Genomic DNA, 18,823 nt, shown 5'->3' with positions numbered 1-18,823 from the left:
GGGCAGGGCGGCGCCGCCGGAACGCGAGCAAGGGGCTCGAGATGAAGTTCGCGGGGCGGCGGGCGCCGGTGTTGCTGCATCGCACGGAGGAACTCGCCGAACTGGCCGGGCTGCTGGCCGATCGACGGGTCCGGCTGCTCGCGCTCACCGGCACCGCCGGTGTCGGGAAGAGCAGCCTGGCTCGGGCGGCCTTGCAATCCGGGGCTTTTCACGAGAGCCGGGTCGTGCCGGTGGATCTCGCGTCGGCGGCCGATCGTCCGGGCGCGCTGGCCTGCGTGCTGGATCAGCTGAGCGGAGCGGGACCGGACCGCCCGAGCGAGCCCACCGAACTGCTCAGGAGTATCGCGGCCGCGTTCGCCACCGGTCCGGCTGTGCTGCTGCTGGACAATTGTGACCCTGTCGCAGCGGCGATTTCGTGCGATATCGCGCAGTTGCTCGACCGGTGTCCGCGGCTGCGGATCGTGGTGACCACCCGCGTGCCGCTCGGCCTGCGCAACGAATGTGTGTTGTGCGTGTCCGCGTTGCCGGCCGGGCCGCCGACCGAGCACGGCGCCTTCTCGCCTGCGGCCCAGCTCCTGCTCGGCGGTCTCGGCGGCCACTACGACGAGGCCGATACTCTTGCCGAACAGGCTGTGCTGGAAAGCATTTCGCGTGCGGTGGGCGGTGTGCCGCTGGCGCTCGAGCTGGCCGCCGCCGAAATCGTGCGCGTCGGCGCGGCCGAGACGCTGCGCCGGATCGAGGCGGGCGGTGATCTGGTGTCCGCGCAGTTCGAGGACACGCCCGTGCGGCACCGAACGCTGTGCGCCGCCATCGACTGGGGCCTGACCGATCTCGATCCGGTGCTGCTCGAGCTGCTGCTTCGACTGGCACAGTGCACCGGCGCGGTGGACCGCGGCGCGGTGCTGTTGCTCGGTGGCCTGGACGGTGAGCTGACCACCGCCGGTCTGGCCGAGCTGGAGGATCGCAGCCTGCTGCACGGCAGGCTGGCTGCGCAGGGCGACGTGAGTTACGAACTCACTGCGACAGTACGGATCTGGTGCCGTCGGCGACTGGCGGCCGATCCGCAGCTTGCCGCACGGTTGCGTGCCGAGCATCTCGATCGACTGTGCCGGCTGGCCGAATCCCTCGGGCGCGGAATGGATCCCGACCGGGCCGTGCCCGCCTGCGCCGACGTGCACGCCCGGGACTTCCTGACGGCGATCAGCGAACTGTGCATCGCCCGTCGGGTGGACGAAGCCCTGCGCATTGCGGCAGATCTGCAAGACGTATGGATCCGATGCGGCCATCTGGACGACGTGGAACGGCGGCTCTCGGCCGGTCTGGCCCAGGACCTACCCGGCGCGGCGCGGTGGGGCGGGGCGCGGTTGCTCGGCCGGTGGGCGTTGTCCGCGGGCCGTTTTCCGCGCGCGGTGGCGTTACTGAGCGAGGCTGCGGCGCTGCGGCAGTTCGGCGACCAGGCCGATACCGATGCCGATACAGATCCGCTCGAGCTCGCCCGCGCCGCGCTCGCCCCGCTCGCGCCGGTGACCGCCGAGTGGGCCGAGCTGCGACAGCGGATTCAGCGGATCGCGCCGGCGGACGGCGGCCTCGCGGTGCGTAATGCGTTGGCGAGCAACAGGCTCTGCACCGCCGATCGGGCGCTGCTGATCTATCGGGAGGTGCTCGAGCATCCCCAGGTGCACGGATACCCGCTCGAAGCGATCTGTGCCATCGAGGGTTGCGGCGCGGCCTACGCGCTGTGCGGCGCCGAATACGCGGCGGCAGCGGCGACCTTGGTGCTCGCCGGTGCGCGGCTGCGCGCCGGTCACGGGATCCCGGCGCTCGACACCGACGGCGAGCTCTTCGATTGGCCGAAGCGGTTGGGGGAGCGACTGTTCGCGGACACCGTGCGGCTCGTGTCGACGATGAACCTGGCAGCGGCGATCGACTTCGCGCGGTCGGTGCGCTCCGAGCACGGCCGTTGCGGGCTGTACACGCTCACGCCACGCCAGCGGGAGATCGCCGAGTTGGTGGCGACCGGCAAGACGAACCGGATGATCGCCGGCGAGCTCGGGTTGTCGGAGTGGACGGTCGTCAACCATCTGCGGCGGGTGATGGTGAAGCTCGGTTGTCCCTCGCGGCTGCATATCGCACTACTGGTGCAGCGCGGCGCGAAAACGGCGACGATCATCGGCCCGGGCAAGTGGATTGGCGAGAATCCGTAATTAATTGGCGATCCATCCGGTTCCGCGCCGCGGCGTTGTCGGCTAGCGTTCGCGGGTGATCAACGTCCAGCTCGTCAGAACCGTACTGACCTGGGCGTTTTCGTGTGTCCGGCCCCGGTGCCGGTACCCCGTCCCGGCATCGCGCCGACTCGATGTCAGATCTTTGTCAGACCCGAAACCCGGTACCTCTAATGGTGTGGTGTGGCTATGTCAAATCTTTGTCAAATGCGATGAGGGGAGCTATGCAGATTATGTCACCTGTGTAGAGTAATGAGCGTCGGACGCCGCACTCGCAAGTTGGTCTAACAATTTCCGGGCTGTCTGGAATCTCCGCGGTTCAAAGCAATATTGGGGAGCATTCGTATGTTCGAAGATTTTGAAGAGGCTGCCGAGCTGTGCAATGTTCTGTTCTCTTCGTTGCCGCGTAAAGATCAACGTAGTCGAGCGGCGCAATATTTGAAAGGGCTGTTGGACTCGCCCGGTCGCAAATCGGTGCGGAATATCGCCCGGTCACTCGACGGCGCCGTCACCGATCAAAGCCTGCACCATTTCATCAGCGCCTCGAACTGGGACTGGACCCCGGTTCGCCTCGCGCTTGCCGAATACCTGTTCCGCAGGCAGGAGATCGAGTCGCTGGTGGTGCACTCGATGGCGATCAAGAAGTCGGGCCAGCATTCGGTGGGTGTCGAGCGGCGCTTCCTGCCCACCGCGGGCCGGGTGGTGAATGTGCAACAGGCGACCGCGATCTGGGCGCTGTCGCCGGAACTCAGCGCACCCGTCGACTGGCGCCTGCACCTGCCGCGCGGCTGGCTCGACGACCAGCATCGGCGCTCGTCCGCGGCGATTCCGCCGGATCTGCTGCCCCAGCTGCGCGAGGACCTGATCGTCGAGCTGTGCCTGCGACTGAAGCACGACTGGCGCCTGCCGGTGCGGCCGGTGGTGCTCGACGCCCGTGAGCTCGATATCCGCGCGGTGGTGCCGCGGCTGCACGCGCACGGTATTCCGTCGCTGTCGCGCATCGATCACGCGACGAAATTGCATGTTGCCGATGAAATGCTGACCGGTCATCGCGCCGACTGCCTGATTCCCGCGGGCGACATCATGAAAGCCGCCAAGGGAAGTCGGCGGCGCATGCTGTTGCCGTCGCACGGTGAGCTGCCGGGTAAATTGCGCGCACCCCGGGCCGCCGCGGTGACGGTCGGTTTCGCGCCGCGCACGCGCAATTCTGTCGGCGGACCCGCGGCGGAACTGGCGCTGCTGGAAATTCCCGCGCAGACCGGCTCGGCCGCGCGGACGCTGTGGCTGACGGATCTGCCGACGGAGCGGGCCGGTGAACTGGTCCGGCTGGCAGCGGCGCTGACCCGGGTCGAGCGGGACAGCGCCGAGGTCGCCGACAAGGCCGGTGTCCGGGACTATTCCGGTCGCAGCTACGGCGGCTGGCATCGGCACGTGACGCTGGCCTCGGTGGCACACGCGGTGCTGATGCGGCTGGCGGCCGATCGGGAGAAGCTGGCACCGATGGAGGCGGCCGGGTGATCACGACCGCGATGCGCACACCGAGGTGAGGGTGGCGAAGGCCGCGGCCGCGGCCTGCCAGTCCGCGCCGCCGGCGCGGGCCGGTGCGACCGACACGACCGCGCCGCGGCCCTCGCGCATGGCCGGATGCCTGCGCGCGACGGTCGACAATCCTTGTCCGGGACCGGCTTCGACACACACGATGCGCTCGTGGGAGCCGACGAGCGCGTCCAGGGTGGGCCAGAAGCGCACGGTCGCCACGGGGTGGTGCGCCCAGTACGCCGGATCGGCGATCGTCGGCTGGTCCAGTGGCCGGGTGGTGTAGCAGGAGTAGACCGGGATACGCGGCATCCGCGGGGTGAGCGTGGCCAGGTATTCCAGACTGCCGGTGGCCGCGGGCAGCAGCAGCGGGCTGTGAAACGCGCTGAGCGACGGCACCGTTCGGCAGGTGCGTCCCGCCGCGCGCAGTTCGGCGGACACCGTGGCGAGTGCGGTGTCGGATCCGGCCAGGATCGTCTGGCGGGGCGCGTTGATCGCCGCGAGCGCCACCTCCGGTGACAGGTACGGCTCGAGTTCGTCGACGGTCGCGGCCACCGCGAGCATGCCGCCCGCGGGCGCGGCGGCGATCCGGTGCACCCGGTCGAGCACCACCTCCGCCGCCTCGGGCAGCGACAGGATGTCGGTATAGGCCGCCGCGGCCAATTCGCCGATGCTGTGCCCGATGACGAGGTCGGGGGCGAAACCCCAGTTGGTCACCATCCGGGCCATGGCGTAGTCGATGGCGAACAGCAGCGGCTGGGCCCGCGTGACGTGGTCGATCGGCACGACGGGCGTCGTGGCCAGCCAATCGTCGCGCAGCGGTGCGCCTTGCGCACCGAAGGCCGCGAAGACCTCGTCCATCGCCTTGGTGAAGGTGGGCTCCGCCCGATAGAGCCCGGCGGCCATGCGCGGGTATTGCGAACCTTGGCCGGGGAACATCATCGCCAGGGTCGGCTCACTCATGGGAATTCCCCTCGGCAGTGGCCACCCACGAAGGGCGGCTGAGGATTTCGACGACCGCGCAGGACCAGCTGAACCCGGCGCCGACGCTGGCCAGCAGGCACAGATCGCCCGGGCCGACCGCGCCCGTGCCGACCAGGTGGTCCAGCCCGGCGATGGGATCGCCCGCACCGAGGTGACCGATGGTCCGGCTCCACGACCAGGTGGTGCGCGCCGGATCGATGTCGAACTGGGACAGGAAGCCGGCCTTGACCCGCCGCCACCCCATGTGCGGCAACGATATTCGCGCGATGTCCGCGAGCTCGACACCTGCCGCGGCGAGCGCGCCGTGCAGCGCGGCCTTCTGACCCGCGGCCACGCGTGCGGCGCTGTACTGCCGGCCGCGCGCGGCGACGTATTCGCGTTTGTGCGCGTCGAGGTCGACCGGAGACGGAGTGGTCAGCGACGGCGCACCGTAGGAGTCGCCGCCGCGGTGCATCCCTTCCAGCTCCGGGTCCGAAACCGTATGCAGCGCACGGAGAACGGCGAAACCGGTCCGCCGCGACACCAGCAGCGCCGTGCCGCCGTCGGCATAGACCGTGCCGGGATCGCTGCGCCAGCGGTCGAACTCGGGTGGGTGCATCCGGTCACCGCTGGTGATGAGTACGCAATCCCGGTCGGCGGACGCCGAGAGATAGGCGCCCGCCAGTTCGAGGGCGGCCATGCCGCCGTTCGAGACCTGCCGGATTTCCATTGCCGGGCACCGGTTTCCGACCGCGACACGTTGAATGTACGACGCGGGCGACCACAGGTGATGGCCCTGGAAGTACAGGCTGGCGTGCAGGATGAGGTCGATCCGGTCGGGCCCGATACCGGTCCGGTCCAGCACCGCGGTAGCGGCGTTGGCGGCCATCTCCGGCCCGGATTCCTTCTCCGCCACGGTGACCGAGGCCATGCCGGTCATCGTCGCCAGCTTCTCGTCGCAGTCGCCCGCTGCCACCGCCTGGCCGGTCGACACGGTCGGTGGCAGCCAGGTGGCGCATCCGGCGAGGTAGAGCTCGCCGCTCATGCGCGTCTCCGGGTGCTCATCGGGCGGTACCCGCCACGTCGAGTTCTTTGGCCAGCAGCGGGGGCAGGTGCTCGCTCACCAGCTCGATATTGCGCGCCACCAGGTCGTCCGGCATGCCGGCGATATCGGCCCAGAAGATCAAGTGCCGCACCGGCAATCCCGCGATGCGGGCCTTGATCCGGATCGCGGCCTGCTCGGGTGTCAGGATCTCCAGGTGCCCCCAGGATCCGTCCAACGGCCGTACGCGCAGGTCGTCCGGCCCGAGCAGCGGCGGGGCCGGGCGGTCGGTGCCCTCGACGGAGGAGCTGCGGTAGGTGTTCTTCTGATGCGCCAGATAGGGGGTGACGCGGGCCCACGCCGCTTCCGGGTCGTCGGCCAGCAGAATCGGCACCAGATCCGCGACCCGCGCCGACGCGGGATCGTGACCGCCCTCGACCAATCCCACTTGATAGTGCGCGAACATCTCGTGCGAGATGTGCATCAGGCCGATGCCGAGCCGGCCGGCCAGCCGCGCGCCGCGCGGGCGATAGAAGCCGCCCCACATCGGTACCGGCTGCTGCACGGGCCTCGGCGTGACACCGCCGGTCTCCCACAGGCGGCGGACCTCTTCGATCGTCGCGCCGGTGCGGGCGAACCGCTTGTTGAAATCGGCGTCGAACAACTGGTATTCGGGCACGCGATAGCCGGCGCCGAGGCCGAGTTCGAGGCGTCCGCCGCTGATCAGATCGACGACCGCGGCCTCCTCGGCGAGCTGCGCGGGCTTGCGCAGCGCCGGTAGCACGACGGCCGTGCCGATCCGGACGTGCCGGGTGCGCGCCGCCGCGGCGGCCGCGAAGGTCAGCGGCTGCGGCAGATAGCCGTCCTCGAAGAGGTGGTGCTCGGTGAACCAGATGGCACCGGCGCCCCGCCGGTCGGCCTCCTCACAGAACTCCAGGGTGCGTGCGTAGTGGTCGGCCCACGGCCGCTGCCACTGCCGGGGGTTGCGGAGATCGAAGACGAGTCCGACGTCCATGTGTGCTCCATTCTTCGGCGGTGCCACCGTGACTCGCGCGAGCCACGGTGGCGTCGAGGCGCCGGCTCAGCCGGCCGTCGATTCGGTGATGACCCGCTCGGCCGCGCAGACCTCGATGGTCCGGCGCAGTGCGGTTTCCAGGGGAACGGTCGGCTGCCAGCCGGTGACGGCGCGAAAAGCCGAGGAGTCGATGGTGATGTGCACCAGATCGCCGGCCTCGGCATGGGCGGGCGGCGGCACCGAGACGACGGGGGCGCGGCTGCCGGTGTGCGCGGCGACCAGGTCCGCGATGGTGCCGAACAACTGCCCGAGCGGAATGCCGTGGCCGGAACCGAGTACCCAGGCGCGCCCGGCGAGTTCGGCGGTGTGCTCGGTCGCGGCCACCAGCGCCCGGGCGATGTCCTCGACGTAGACCACGTCGCGCTTGACGGTGCCGTCGTGCCACATGGTGAGCGGGTCACCGGCCAGCGCGCGCCGGATCATCATCGAGACCACGCCCTTGTCCCGCGCGGTCGACTGGGGCCCGCTGCCGAAGACTGTCGGCAGCCGGACCGACACCGCCCGGTGCGGCCCTGCCGCCAGCGAGTCGAGTAGCAGCCGTTCCGCGCGCAGCTTCTGCCGGTCGTATTCGCCTGAGGGAGCGTCGATCTCGGTGCCGTCGATCACTTCACCCGCACCCTTGCCGACCTGGGAGACGGCACCGGCGAAGACCACGCCGACCGGGTCGGTGCGCTGCTCGAGCGCGGCGACCAGGTCGGCGACGATGCCGACGTTCACTCGTTCTGCGGCGTCGTCGCCCTCGGCGATCCGCCAGGTCGACGGGCCGTCGTTGATGTAGGCGACACAGTGCACGACGATGTCCGCGTCCGCGACCACGCGGGCCACCACGCCGGGCGCGGTGAGGTCCGCGGTGCACACCTCGATGGTGGCGCGCGCGTCCGGCGGGATCGGTGCGGGATGCCGCGCGACGACGCGCAGGCGGATCGGGCGCGCGGCGAGTTCGCGCAGCACCGCCGAACCGACGAAACCGGTGGCGCCGAGCAGGGTGACCAGAGGTGGTGTCAGTGCCACAGTTTCGCCTCCAGCTCGAGGCAGGTCGCGTAGTCGGGAAGCAGGCCGCGTTCGCCCGCGGCTGCGAGAGTCAGTGCGGCGCGGTCTCTTTCGGACTGTTCCGGACGGGGGATCCGGGGGATCGGCAGCCCGATCTCCGGGTCCAGCGGGGAGATGGCCAATTCGTTGGCCGCCTCGTATCCCTCCGACATCACGTAGACCACGATCGAATCGTCCTGCTGCGAGAGGAAAGCGTGGCCGACACCCATGGGGATGAACAATGCCTTGGCCGTGGCGCCGTCGCCGCCCAATTCCGTTTGGTCCCAACGGCCGAAGGTCGGTGAGCCGACGCGGAGGTCGACCAGGTAGTCGGTGACGCGGCCGTGCGGGACGTACACGTACTTCGAGCGCCCGGGCGGGGTGGTCGTGTAGTGGATGCCGCGCAGTACCCCGCGAGCCGAGACGTTGTGGCTGATGTCGCGGACCGGGAACAGGCCGTGGCCGAGCGCCGCGTCGAACGCATCGATCTGGAACGGGCTGGTGAAAAGCCCACGGCTGTCCCGGTATACCGGGACGGAGAACTCCACCGCACCCTCGATAGCGAGCTTTCTGACCTCGACCGCGCTCATCACGCACCCGCCTTCGTCGCGGTGATCGCGGCCGCGATCCGGTCGATTACCGTGCTGGGAGCAGGCATGTCGTGCATCTCCTGGGCTACTTCGGTGCAAGCGTCGCGATGGCTCTCGGAGTCGAGCAGCTTGCCGAGCGACTGTTCGATGGTGCTCGCGCCGATCTCGCCGGCGTCGAGGCGCAGGGCCACGCCGCGGGTCACCGCGATCTGGGCGTTGGTATCGCTGTCGGTGCCGCGGTCGGGCAGCACCAGCTGGGGGACGCCGGCGTCCAGGGCCGCGTACATGCTGCCCGCGCCGCCGTGATGGACTACGGCCGCACAGGATTCCAGCACCGCGCGCAACGGCAGCCACGGCACCGGGCGCACGTACTCGGGCAACGGGCCGGGCAAGGCGGCGTCGCCGGTCATCAGGATGATCTCGACGTCCAGCTCCGCGGCGCCCTTGATGATGTGCCGCAGCAGCGTGCCGTCGCCGTAGGTCGCGGTCAAGGAGCCGAGAGTGGCCGCGACTCGGCGGCGCCCGGTGCGCGGCGCGCGCACCCAGGCGGGCAGTTCCCCACCGCCGTTGTAGGGGAGGTAGCGCATGCCCTCGATGCGGCTCGCGTAGGTCTGCGTCGGCGCGGGCGTGGTCCGATGATGGATGGCCTCGAGCGAGGGCGGGCTGACGTCGATCTCGATATCCGCCTCGACCGCCTCGGTGACGCCGAGATCCGTTGCAGCGCTGTGCAGATGGGCGAGCGCGGGGCCGTAGGTCGGCCACCGGGTGCCGAGACCGTGCACGATGGCGGTCGTGCCCGTCGCGCGCGCGGCCACCAGGCCGGCCACCGCCATTGGGGTGTACACCACGGCGTCGGCCTGCCATTCCCGCACGGCCTCGACCAACCCGCCGAGCATGAGATTGCCGGTCTCGCCGAACGCGGCCGCGAATTCCGCGTGCATCTGCGCGGGCGACATCGTCTCGGTCATGTCGGTCTCGCCGATCCGGCGCACGATCTCCTCGTACGGGCGGGCCGAGGCGCCGTCGTCCACGGCCAGCGCGTGCAACCCGGCCGCCACTGCGGCGGGCAGCGCCGGACCGGTGCAGGCCACGCGCACCTCGTGCCCGGCGGCGAGCGCCGCCTGCGCGAACGGCACCAGCGGCAACAGGTGCGATGTGCCGGGCAAGGTGGTGAGCAGGAATCGCATTGCGATCGGTACCTCCGGATATGTCGTGGTCTGGCTGGCCGGCAGCTGTCGCGAGCGCGTCCGGCGAATGAGCCGTCCGGCTGGATATTCAATAATTTCCAGTCCGCCGATGAATAGGCAATACGGGGTTTTGCATATTTGTGTCAATTCTTGGTCAAGTTCGAATCGTTGCTCGCCGGTCGGCGCCCGTGGCGAGTTGACAGTTCGCTGACACTCGGTGTTCTCGCAGGATTTCGGGGGTGCGAAGCGGAATCAAAAGTTTGACAATGTCCTGACCGATTCGAATCTTGTTTATTGTCGATTCCTTCAAGATCATGGAACCCGGGGTCGAAATCGCTACCCGCTGCGTGGAGTAAAGAATCCTCGCCAGTGCAGTCCGCTCGCCGATGTGGGCGATCTTCTGGGATTGCGAGCGTCGAATCTAGTAGAAGGAGACAACTCCGATGCACAGCACATTGATTGTGGCGCGGATGGATCCCGGATCGCACCCACAGGTCGCGGACCTGTTCGCCGAGTTCGACGGCACCGAGATGCCGCACCGCATGGGTACCCGGCGCAGGCAGCTGTTCTATTACCGCGGACTCTATTTCCACCTGCAGGACTTCGATTCCGCGGACGGTGGTGAACGGATCGAGCAGGCCAAGACCGATCCGCGCTTCGTCGGCATCAGCGCCGATCTGAAGCCGTTCATCGAGGCCTACGACCCGCAGTGGCGTACGCCCTCGGACGCCATGGCCACCCGGTTCTACAGCTGGGCAGCCGAATCGTGAACGAGCGCAGAGTCGTCGTCACCGGCATGGAGGTGCTCGCACCCGGCGGCGTCGGTCGCGACGCGTTCTGGGAGCTGCTGAGCGCCGGCCGTACCGCGACCCGCGGCATCACCTTCTTCGATCCGGCGCCGTTCCGGTCCAAGATCGCCGCCGAGGTCGACTTCGATCCCGAGGCGGGCGGTCTCAGTCCGCAAGAGGTCCGGCGGATGGATCGGGCGGCACAGTTCGTCGCGGTCGCCGCGCGAAACGCGGTGGCCGACAGCGGCATCGACATCGAGGCCTACGACCCGTACCGGGTCGGTGTCACGATCGGCACCGCGGTGGGCGCGGCCACCAGCTTGGACTGGGAATACCGCGTGGTCAGTGACGCCGGGCGGCTGCACCTGGTCGACCACGAGTACGCCGTACCGCATCTGTACAGCTGCCTGGTGCCGAGCTCGTTCGCCGCGGAGGTGGCCGAGCTGGTCGGGGCGCGCGGGGCGACCACGGTGATCTCGACCGGCTGCACCTCGGGCATCGACTCCGTCGGCTACGCGGTCGAGCTGATCCGCGAGGGCACCGCGGATGTGATGGTGGCGGGCGCCACCGACGCGCCCATCTCGCCGATCACCGTGGCCAGCTTCGACGCGATCAAGGCGACCTCGCCGCGCAACGACGAGCCGGGCACCGCGTCGCGCCCGTTCGACGGCACCCGCAACGGCTTCGTGCTGGGCGAGGGCGCCGCGGTGTTCGTGCTGGAGGAACTCGAATCCGCCAAGCGGCGCGGCGCGCGCATCTACGCCGAGATCGCGGGCTACGCGACCCGCAGCAACGCCTATCACATGACCGGCCTGCGGCCCGACGGCATCGAGATGGCCGAGGCCATCCGGGTGGCGCTGCACGAAGCCGCGATGAACCCGGACGAGATCGACTACATCAACGCGCACGGTTCGGGCACCAAGCAGAACGACCGGCACGAGACCGCGGCGTTCAAGCGCAGCCTGGGGCAGCGGGCCTACGAGATCCCGGTGAGCTCGATCAAGTCGATGGTCGGGCATTCGCTCGGCGCGATCGGCTCGATCGAGATCGCGGCGTCGATCCTGGCGATGACGCACAACACCGTCCCGCCGACGGCCAACCTGCACACCCCGGACCCGGAATGCGATCTGGACTACGTGCCGCTGACCGCGCGCGAGCACGTGACCGACGCGGTGCTGACCGTGGGCAGCGGTTTCGGCGGCTTCCAGAGCGCGATGGTGCTCGCCCGCGCCGAACGGAGCGCGGCATGACGACGGCGGTGGTCACCGGATTCGGCGTGGCGGCGCCGAACGGTCTTGGCGCGGAACAGTATTGGGACGCTACCGTGGCCGGCAAGTCGGGCATCGCCCGGGTCTCCCGATTCGATCCGAGCGGCTATCCGGCCCAGCTCGCGGGCGAGGTGCCGGGCTTCGAGGCCGCCGATCACCTGCCGGGCAGGCTGCTTCCGCAGACCGACCGGATGACCCAGCTGGCCTTGGCCGCGACGGACTGGGCGTTCGCCGACGCCGGGCTGACGCCGAGCCGGCTGCCCGAATTCGACATCGGCGTGATCACCGCCAGCTCGGCCGGCGGTTTCGAATTCGGCCAGCGCGAATTGCAGAACCTCTGGCACCGGGGCAGTCAGTACGTCAGCGCGTACCAGTCCTTCGCCTGGTTCTATGCCGTGAACAGCGGCCAGATCGCGATTCGCAACGGCATGAAGGGTCCGGCCAGCGTGCTGGTCGGTGACCAAGCAGGCGGCCTGGATGCCGTAGCCGCCGCGCGGCGCGCGATTCGCAAGGGCACCAGCACCATTGTCACGGGCGCGATCGACTCGTCACTGTGCCCCTGGGGCTGGATCGGGCAGCAGGCGAGCGGGCGACTGAGCACCAGCGACGACCCGGCGGACGCGTATCTGCCCTTCGATGCCCGCGCGAACGGGCATGTGCCCGGCGAGGGCGGCGCGATCCTGGTCGTCGAGTCCGACGGGCAGGCGCGAGCTCGTGGCGCCCGGACCTACGGCGAGATCGCCGGTTACGCAGCCACTTTCGACCCGAACGGGCCAGGGCTGCGCAAAGCGATCGAACTGGCGCTGGCCGATGCCGGGCGGACACCGGCCGACATCGACGTGGTGTTCGCCGACGCGGCGGGCCTGCCCGAGCTCGATCGCATGGAAGCGCAGGCCATTTCGGCGGTGTTCGGCGCCGGTGGGGTGCCGGTCACCGTGCCGAAGACGATGACCGGCCGGCTGTATTCGGGCGCCGGGCCGCTCGATCTCGTCGCCGCGCTGCTGGCCATGCGGCACAGCCTGATTCCGCCGACCGTGCATGTCGAGCCCGATCCCGAGGCGCAGCTGGATCTGGTGGTGGGCCAGGCCCGCCCGGCCCCCGTGCGCACCGCGCTGGTCTTGGCGCGCGGCTACGGCGGATTCAACTCGGCGCTCGTGCTGACCAACGAAAACTCATGAAGGAGAAGGACAATGGCTGACCGATTCACACTCACCGACCTGGGCCGGATCATGCTCGAAGCCGCGGGCGACGAGGGCATCGACTTCGCCGAACCCGTGCTCGACGTGCTCTTCGACGACCTCGGTTACGACTCGCTCGCGCTGCTGGAAGCCAGCGGCCGGATCGAGCGCGAGTTCGAGATCTCCCTGGACGAGGACACCCTGCTGTCGGCCACCACGCCGCGGGCCCTGATCGGCGCCGTCAACGCGCGTCTCGTGAACGCGGCCTGAGGGGGAACGCAGATGTCGAATGTCGAAGCGCCGGTGGCCCTGGTGACCGGGGCGACCAGCGGTATCGGACTGGCCGTCGCCCGCCTGCTCGGCGGCTCGGGACACCGGGTGTTCATCGGCGCGCGCACCGCGGAGAACGTGACCGCCACGGTGAAGCAGTTGCGCTCGGAGGACCTGACGGTGGACGGCGCCGCCGTGGACGTCCGCTCGGACACGGAGGTGCAGCATTTCGTCCAGGCCGCCGTCGACGCGTTCGGGTCGATCGATGTGCTGGTCAACAACGCCGGGCGCAGCGGCGGCGGCGTCACCGCCGATATCACCGCCGAGCTGTGGAACGACGTCATCGAGACCAATCTGACCAGCGTTTTCCGCTTGACCCGCGAGGTGCTCAACACCGGCGGCATGCGCACCAAGGATCGCGGCCGGATCATCAACATCGCCTCCACCGCGGGCAAGCAGGGTGTGGTGCTCGGGGCGCCGTACTCGGCGTCCAAGCACGGCGTCGTCGGATTCACCAAGGCGCTCGGCAATGAGCTGGCCCCCACCGGCATCACGGTCAACGCCGTGTGCCCCGGCTACGTCGAGACGCCGATGGCGGCGCGGGTCCGGCAGGGCTACGCGAGCGCCTACGGCAAGAGCGAGGCGGAAATCCTGGAGAAGTTCCAGGCCAAGATCCCGCTCGGGCGCTACTCGACCCCGGAGGAGGTGGCCGGACTGGTCGGCTACCTGGCCTCCGACACCGCCGCATCCATCACGGCGCAAGCGTTGAACGTCTGCGGCGGACTGGGCAATTTCTGAGCTCGAGGAACAGGTATTTCGATGACTACCAGCACTATGCGCGAGGTCGAGCACGAGATCGAGATCGCCGCACCCGCGGACACGGTGTACGCGCTGATCGCCGATGTCGGCAGTTGGCCACGCATCTTCGGGCCGACGATCTACGTGGAGCAGCTCGAGCAGACCGAGGGCGCCGAGCGGATCCGGATCTGGGCGACGGCCAACGGCACCGCCAAGAACTGGACCTCGCGCCGCACGCTCGATCCGGCGGCCCGGAAAATCACCTTCCAGCAAGAGATTTCGGCACCCCCGGTGGCGTTCATGAGCGGCGCGTGGCTGATCGAGGCCCGGTCCGACCACACCGCACTGGTCCGGCTGCAGCACAGTTACCGTGCGGTGGACGACGATCCGGACGGTCTGGCCTGGATCGACCAGGCGGTGGACCGCAATTCGCGCAGTGAGCTCGAGGGCCTGCGAACCGAACTCGAATTCGCCTACGCGGCCGCGGATTCCACCTTCTCGTTCGAGGACTCCGTGCAGATCGCGGGCTCGGCCGTGCAGGCCTACGAATTCATCGATCAGGCGCAGCTGTGGACCGAACGGCTGCCGCACGTCGCCGCCGCACGGCTGGAAGAACCCTCGCCCGGCCTGCAGACGCTCGAGATGGACACCAAGACGCGCGACGGCTCGGTGCACACCACCAAGTCCTATCGGGTCACCTACCCGCACCATTCGATCGTCTACAAGCAGGTGACCCTGCCCGCGCTGATGTCGCTGCACACCGGACGGTGGACCTTCGCCGAGAACACCGACGGCGTGCTGGCCACCTCGCAGCACACGGTCACCATCGCCACCGACCGGATCGCCGACATCCTCGGCGCGGACAAGACGCTCGAGGATGCCAAGGACTTCGTGCGAAACGCGTTGAGCACCAACAGCATGACCACCCTGCAGCACGCGAAGTCCTTCGCCGAGCGACGCGACTGACCCGATGATCGAACAAACGCAGGTGATCGTCGTCGGCGCGGGCCCGGTCGGGCTGATGCTGGCGGGTGAGTTGCGCCTCGGGGGCGTCGAGGTCGTCGTGCTGGAGTCGCGGGAGACGCCGTCGACGGAGTCCAGGGCCTCGACCTTGCACGCGCGAACCATGGAGATCTTCGACGCTCGTGGCCTGATCGGCGAACTCGGCCCCGTGCCGAACGAGCCGCGCGGCCACTTCGGCGGCATCCCCTTGGATCTCACCCTGCCCAGCCGGTATCCCGGTCAGTGGAAGGTGCCGCAGACCACCACCGTGGCATTGCTGCACGAGTGGGCGGTGGCGCTCGGCGCCGAGGTCCGGCGTGGTTGGCGGGTATCGGCGGTGCACGACGACGGCGCCGGCGTCGAGGTTTCGGCGCAGACCGGCACCGGAATACGGCGGCTGCGTGCGGCATTCGTGGTCGGCTGTGACGGCGCGGACAGCACGGTGCGCGAGTGCGCGGGGGTGGAGTTCGCGGGCCGCTCGGCCACCCGCGAACTGTTGCGTGCGGATGTGGCGGGCTTGGCGATCGAGGACCGGCGGTTCGAGCGGTACGAGCACGGATTCGCCACGGCGGCACGAAATCCCGCCGGGATCATCAGGGTCATGGTGCACCGCTTCGGCGCCGACGGTGCCGGGCGGGCAAGCGATCCCGCCTTCGACGAGGTCGTGGCGGCGTGGCAGCAGGTCACCGGGGAAGCCATCGGGCACGGAAAGCCGTTGTGGGTGAACGTCTTCGACGACACCAGCAGGCAGGTGCGGGAATACCGCAAGGGCCGCGTGCTCTTCGCGGGCGATGCCGCGCATCAGCAGATGCCCAGCGGCGGCCAAGCGCTGAACCTCGGTCTCCAGGACGCCGTGAACCTGGGCTGGAAGCTGGCCGCCACCCTGCACGGGGCGGCGGATCAGCTGCTCGACACCTATCACTCGGAACGCAGTGCGGTCGGCGCGCGGATCCTGTCGAACATCCGGGTCCAGACCGAATTGCTGCTCGGCGGACCAGAAGTCGAGTCGTTGCGGACCATGCTGCGCGAGTTGATCGCGGCGGAATCGGTGCGGGTGCACCTGGCCGGGATGATCAGCGGATTGGATGTGCGCTATCCGGCCGAGCCGGGGGAGCACCGTTGGCTCGGCGTCCGGCTGCCTGAGCTGGCGCTGCGCGCGCCCACCGGGACCAGCACCGCGGCGCTGCGCACCGGGCGCGGTCTCGTGCTCGGGTGCGGGCGGTCGCAGGTCGACGCGCTGGAAAAGGTGGTGGCGCCCTGGGCCCAGCGGGTCGGGGTGGCCGAGGTCGTGGCCGGCGACGAGATCGGTACCGAGGCCGTGCTGGTCCGGCCGGACGGCTACGTGAGCTGGGTGGGTTCCGCGGATGCCGACCTGGACGGCCGCTTGCGGCACTGGTTCGGCCCGCCCGGGTCCGTTGACTGACCGCGAGCCCGTGCGCAGACAAGGAGAGCAAACGTGGACACCGATGTGATTGTGGTCGGCGCCGGGCCGACCGGCCTGCTGCTCGCCGGCGAATTGCGGCTGGCCGGCGCCGAAGTCGTGGTGCTGGAACAACTGCCGGAATCGACGGGGCAGTCCCGCGGACTCGGCTTCACCGCTCGCGCGATGGAGACCTTCGATCAGCGTGGCCTGCTCGCGGCCGTCGGCGGGCTGGAGCAGAGCCCGATGGGTCACTTCGGCGGGCTGCTGTTCGACTACACGGTGCTCGAGGACTGTCATTTCGGCGCGCGCGGCGTGCCGCAATCGCAGACCGAGGCGGCGCTGGAACAGTGGGCCCGCGAGTTGGGCGCGGACGTCCGGCGCGGCTGGACGGTGCGCGGACTGCACGACGACGGCGACGGGGTTTCGGTCACGGCAGAAGTCGCCGGCGACGAAAGGACCTTGCGCGCGACCTATCTGGTCGGCTGCGACGGCGGGCACAGCGTCGTACGCAAGCTCGCCGGTTTCGAGTTTCCCGGCACCGCAGGCACTCTCGGCATGTATCTGGCCGATGTGGTCGGCTGCGACATCGCGCCGCGGCCGTTCGGTGAAAGGCTCCCGGGCGGCATGATCATGGCCATGCCACTGGCGCCGGGTGTCGACCGGGTCGTGGTGTGCGAGCACGAAACACCCGTGGTGCAGCGCGGAACCGAGATCGGCTTCGCCGAACTGGCCGCGGCGTGGGAACGGATCACCGGGGACTCGATCGCCCACGGTCGCGCGGACTGGGCCAGCTCGTTCTCCGATGCCACCCGCCAGGCTTCGGAATACCGCAGAGGCCGGGTGTTCCTGGCGGGCGACGCGGCGCATATCCATCTTCCCGCCGGTGGTCAGGGGCTGAGCACCGGCGTCCAGGACGCGGCCAACCTCGGATGGAAACTCGGTGCCGTGGTGCGTGGTTCGGCCGGGCCGGAACTGCTCGACACCTATCACGCGGAACGCCATCCGGTCGGTGCCCGGCTGCTGGACAACACCCGGGTACAGGGGATGCTCTACATCACCGGCGCCGAGGCGGATCCGCTGCGCGAGCTGTTCACGGAGTTGATCGCCTACGACGACACCAAGCGCTACCTCGCGGGCACGGTGAGCGGGCTCGACATCCGGTATTCGCCCGAGTCTGCGGCACATCCGTTGCAGGGCAGACGGATTCCGCCGCGACCGCTGCGTACCGCGGCCGGCGCGACCACGACCACCGAACTGCTGCATCCGGCCCGCGGCGTGCTGCTGGACCTGGCCGCCGACGGTGCACTGCAAGCCGCGGCCGATCCGTGGCGGGACCGGGTCACCGTCGTCGAAGCCGAACTGCAGGAGCGTCGCGGCCTCGAAGACGTGACAGCCGTGCTGATCCGCCCCGACGGCTATGTGGCGTGGGCGGCCGCTGAGCGGCGCGACCGTACGGCGCTGACCGCGGCCCTGCGCCGCTGGTTCGGTCCGGCGGACGCCGTCTCCCGCAGCGTGGCAGCCGAGGCGCAGCGGTGACCACGGCGGCGCTCGCGCGCTCCACCGGCGTCCGTTCGGTCATGCTGGACGGTGCCGGAATCACCCTGTCCGCGTTGCTGAATCGGCCCGACGAAGCACCACGCGCGACGATCGTGGCGCTGCACGGGGCCGGGATGAACGCGAGCTACTTCGACGGGCAGGCGACGGCCGAGGTGTCGTTGCTGACCCTCGGTGCCCGCCTCGGCTATGCGGTGCTCGCGGTGGACCGGCCGGGCTACGGGCGGTCCACCGCGCAACTGCCCGACGGACAGACACAGGCGGCGCAGGTGCGCACACTGCGGCACGCGCTCACCGGATTCGCGGCCGAGCACGACATCGGCGCTGGCTTCTTCCTGCTCGCGCATTCCTTCGGCGGCATGGTCGCGCTGCGCCTCGCCACCGAGACGTTCGGCTCGGCCCGGCTGCTCGGGGTGGACATCTCCGGCTGCGGCCATCGGTACGCCTCGCGCCTGTTCCAGCTCGGTGACGCGCGCAGGCGGGCGCTGCGGGGCTGGGGACCGCCGCGGCTGTACCCGCCCGCGACCTTCCGAACCAGCTCGACCGTCGTCGCGCCGACGCCCACGCTGGAGCTGGCCGAGGCGGCCCGCTGGCCGGTGGTGTTCCCGCGCCTGGCGGCCCGGGTCGCGGTGCCGGTCCGGTGCACCTTCGCCGAACACGAGGCGCTGTGGCGGCACGACCCGAATACGGTGCGGGATATGGCCGCTCGCTTCACCGGCGCGCCGAGTGTGGCGGTGGAGCGGCAATCCGGGGCGGGCCACAACATCAGCCTGAGCTGGGCCGCCCGCTCCTACCATCTGCGCGCACTCGGCTTCCTCGAGGACTGCCTGCACCCCGTCGATGCGCCGGCGGCGGACCGGCCGATGCAGTCGACATCTTCCGAACTATGAAGCCGCAC

General features: G+C 69.6%; 17 protein-coding genes. 11 read left to right on the top strand and 6 right to left on the bottom strand.

Annotated elements, in window-relative coordinates; genetic code table 11:
- Positions 1-41: 41 nt before the first annotated feature.
- On the top strand, positions 42-2,204 hold the full coding sequence (locus NVU01S_RS08020) for a winged helix-turn-helix domain-containing protein (protein WP_043663352.1): 2,163 nt from the start codon (positions 42-44) through the stop codon (positions 2,202-2,204).
- Between the two features lie 363 nt (positions 2,205-2,567).
- A complete protein-coding gene (locus tag NVU01S_RS08015) occupies positions 2,568-3,740 on the top strand; it encodes an IS701 family transposase (RefSeq protein ID WP_082031791.1) in 1,173 nt (390 codons plus the stop codon).
- On the opposite strand, the gene NVU01S_RS08010 is transcribed toward NVU01S_RS08015, so the two are convergent.
- The 6 genes from NVU01S_RS08010 to NVU01S_RS07985 form a co-directional block, all read right to left on the bottom strand.
- Positions 3,741-4,721, bottom strand: coding sequence for an acyltransferase domain-containing protein (locus NVU01S_RS08010; protein WP_052280103.1), 981 nt, complete (start codon positions 4,719-4,721; stop codon positions 3,741-3,743).
- Positions 4,714-5,766, bottom strand: coding sequence for a ketoacyl-ACP synthase III family protein (locus tag NVU01S_RS08005; RefSeq protein ID WP_043663355.1), 1,053 nt, complete (start codon positions 5,764-5,766; stop codon positions 4,714-4,716). Before NVU01S_RS08005 ends, NVU01S_RS08010 begins: the two co-directional genes overlap by 8 nt.
- Before the next feature lie 16 nt (positions 5,767-5,782).
- Positions 5,783-6,778 (bottom strand): LLM class flavin-dependent oxidoreductase, encoded by a 996-nt coding sequence (locus NVU01S_RS08000; RefSeq protein ID WP_043663358.1) that lies wholly within the window; start codon positions 6,776-6,778, stop codon positions 5,783-5,785.
- A gap of 66 nt (positions 6,779-6,844) precedes the next feature.
- The gene (locus tag NVU01S_RS07995) at positions 6,845-7,849 is read right to left on the bottom strand and encodes an NAD-dependent epimerase/dehydratase family protein (RefSeq protein ID WP_043663361.1); all 1,005 of its coding nucleotides are present in this window, start codon (positions 7,847-7,849) and stop codon (positions 6,845-6,847) included.
- Positions 7,840-8,457: a dTDP-4-dehydrorhamnose 3,5-epimerase family protein gene (locus NVU01S_RS07990; RefSeq protein WP_043663364.1), complete on the bottom strand. Its 618-nt coding sequence runs from the start codon at positions 8,455-8,457 to the stop codon at positions 7,840-7,842. Before NVU01S_RS07990 ends, NVU01S_RS07995 begins: the two co-directional genes overlap by 10 nt.
- On the bottom strand, positions 8,457-9,644 hold the full coding sequence (locus NVU01S_RS07985) for a nucleotide disphospho-sugar-binding domain-containing protein (RefSeq protein WP_043663365.1): 1,188 nt from the start codon (positions 9,642-9,644) through the stop codon (positions 8,457-8,459). The genes NVU01S_RS07990 and NVU01S_RS07985 overlap by 1 nt, the downstream gene beginning before the upstream one ends.
- Before the next feature lie 443 nt (positions 9,645-10,087).
- Here NVU01S_RS07985 and NVU01S_RS07980 point away from each other — a divergent pair, with 443 nt between their 5' ends.
- The 9 genes from NVU01S_RS07980 to NVU01S_RS07940 are packed head-to-tail and all read left to right on the top strand — an operon-like array spanning position 10,088 to position 18,815.
- Positions 10,088-10,414, top strand: coding sequence for a TcmI family type II polyketide cyclase (locus NVU01S_RS07980; protein WP_042264331.1), 327 nt, complete (start codon positions 10,088-10,090; stop codon positions 10,412-10,414).
- Complete coding sequence (locus tag NVU01S_RS07975; protein WP_043663370.1) at positions 10,411-11,682, top strand: beta-ketoacyl-[acyl-carrier-protein] synthase family protein; 1,272 nt, start codon at positions 10,411-10,413, stop codon at positions 11,680-11,682. Before NVU01S_RS07980 ends, NVU01S_RS07975 begins: the two co-directional genes overlap by 4 nt.
- Positions 11,679-12,878, top strand: coding sequence for a ketosynthase chain-length factor (locus NVU01S_RS07970; protein WP_043663372.1), 1,200 nt, complete (start codon positions 11,679-11,681; stop codon positions 12,876-12,878). The genes NVU01S_RS07975 and NVU01S_RS07970 overlap by 4 nt, the downstream gene beginning before the upstream one ends.
- Positions 12,879-12,890: 12 nt before the next feature.
- Entirely contained in the window at positions 12,891-13,148 is a 258-nt protein-coding gene (locus NVU01S_RS07965; RefSeq protein ID WP_014982309.1) for an acyl carrier protein, read from the top strand.
- Positions 13,149-13,160: 12 nt separating this feature from the next.
- Entirely contained in the window at positions 13,161-13,946 is a 786-nt protein-coding gene (fabG, locus tag NVU01S_RS07960; protein ID WP_043663376.1) for a 3-oxoacyl-ACP reductase FabG, read from the top strand.
- A gap of 21 nt (positions 13,947-13,967) precedes the next feature.
- Complete coding sequence (locus NVU01S_RS07955) at positions 13,968-14,912, top strand: aromatase/cyclase (protein WP_043663379.1); 945 nt, start codon at positions 13,968-13,970, stop codon at positions 14,910-14,912.
- A gap of 4 nt (positions 14,913-14,916) precedes the next feature.
- Positions 14,917-16,371, top strand: coding sequence for an FAD-dependent monooxygenase (locus tag NVU01S_RS07950; protein WP_043663381.1), 1,455 nt, complete (start codon positions 14,917-14,919; stop codon positions 16,369-16,371).
- A gap of 33 nt (positions 16,372-16,404) precedes the next feature.
- On the top strand, positions 16,405-17,907 hold the full coding sequence (locus NVU01S_RS07945) for an FAD-dependent monooxygenase (RefSeq protein WP_043663384.1): 1,503 nt from the start codon (positions 16,405-16,407) through the stop codon (positions 17,905-17,907).
- Positions 17,904-18,815 carry an alpha/beta hydrolase gene (locus NVU01S_RS07940; protein ID WP_052280104.1) on the top strand — a complete coding sequence of 304 codons (912 nt, stop codon included), beginning with the start codon at positions 17,904-17,906 and terminating at the stop codon, positions 18,813-18,815. Before NVU01S_RS07945 ends, NVU01S_RS07940 begins: the two co-directional genes overlap by 4 nt.
- Positions 18,816-18,823 lie beyond the last annotated feature (8 nt).

The organism is Nocardia vulneris (assembly GCF_001613425.1).
Lineage (GTDB): Bacteria > Actinomycetota > Actinomycetes > Mycobacteriales > Mycobacteriaceae > Nocardia > Nocardia vulneris.
Note: the sequence above shows the minus strand (reverse complement) of the source record. Positions and strands in the feature narration are given on the sequence as shown.

Bases quoted from the DNA above. Each gene is read 5' to 3' on its own strand.
- NVU01S_RS07950 (WP_043663381.1), top strand. From the start codon at position 14,917: ATGATCGAACAAACGCAGGTGATCGTCGTCGGCGCGGGCCCGGTCGGG.
- NVU01S_RS07985 (WP_043663365.1), bottom strand. From the start codon at position 9,644: ATGCGATTCCTGCTCACCACCTTGCCCGGCACATCGCACCTGTTGCCG.
- NVU01S_RS08015 (WP_082031791.1), top strand. From the start codon at position 2,568: ATGTTCGAAGATTTTGAAGAGGCTGCCGAGCTGTGCAATGTTCTGTTC.
- NVU01S_RS07970 (WP_043663372.1), top strand. From the start codon at position 11,679: ATGACGACGGCGGTGGTCACCGGATTCGGCGTGGCGGCGCCGAACGGT.
- NVU01S_RS08005 (WP_043663355.1), bottom strand. From the start codon at position 5,766: ATGAGCGGCGAGCTCTACCTCGCCGGATGCGCCACCTGGCTGCCACCG.
- fabG (WP_043663376.1), top strand. From the start codon at position 13,161: ATGTCGAATGTCGAAGCGCCGGTGGCCCTGGTGACCGGGGCGACCAGC.
- NVU01S_RS07965 (WP_014982309.1), top strand. From the start codon at position 12,891: ATGGCTGACCGATTCACACTCACCGACCTGGGCCGGATCATGCTCGAA.
- NVU01S_RS08000 (WP_043663358.1), bottom strand. From the start codon at position 6,778: ATGGACGTCGGACTCGTCTTCGATCTCCGCAACCCCCGGCAGTGGCAG.
- NVU01S_RS07980 (WP_042264331.1), top strand. From the start codon at position 10,088: ATGCACAGCACATTGATTGTGGCGCGGATGGATCCCGGATCGCACCCA.
- NVU01S_RS08010 (WP_052280103.1), bottom strand. From the start codon at position 4,721: ATGAGTGAGCCGACCCTGGCGATGATGTTCCCCGGCCAAGGTTCGCAA.
- NVU01S_RS08020 (WP_043663352.1), top strand. From the start codon at position 42: ATGAAGTTCGCGGGGCGGCGGGCGCCGGTGTTGCTGCATCGCACGGAG.
- NVU01S_RS07955 (WP_043663379.1), top strand. From the start codon at position 13,968: ATGACTACCAGCACTATGCGCGAGGTCGAGCACGAGATCGAGATCGCC.
- NVU01S_RS07990 (WP_043663364.1), bottom strand. From the start codon at position 8,457: ATGAGCGCGGTCGAGGTCAGAAAGCTCGCTATCGAGGGTGCGGTGGAG.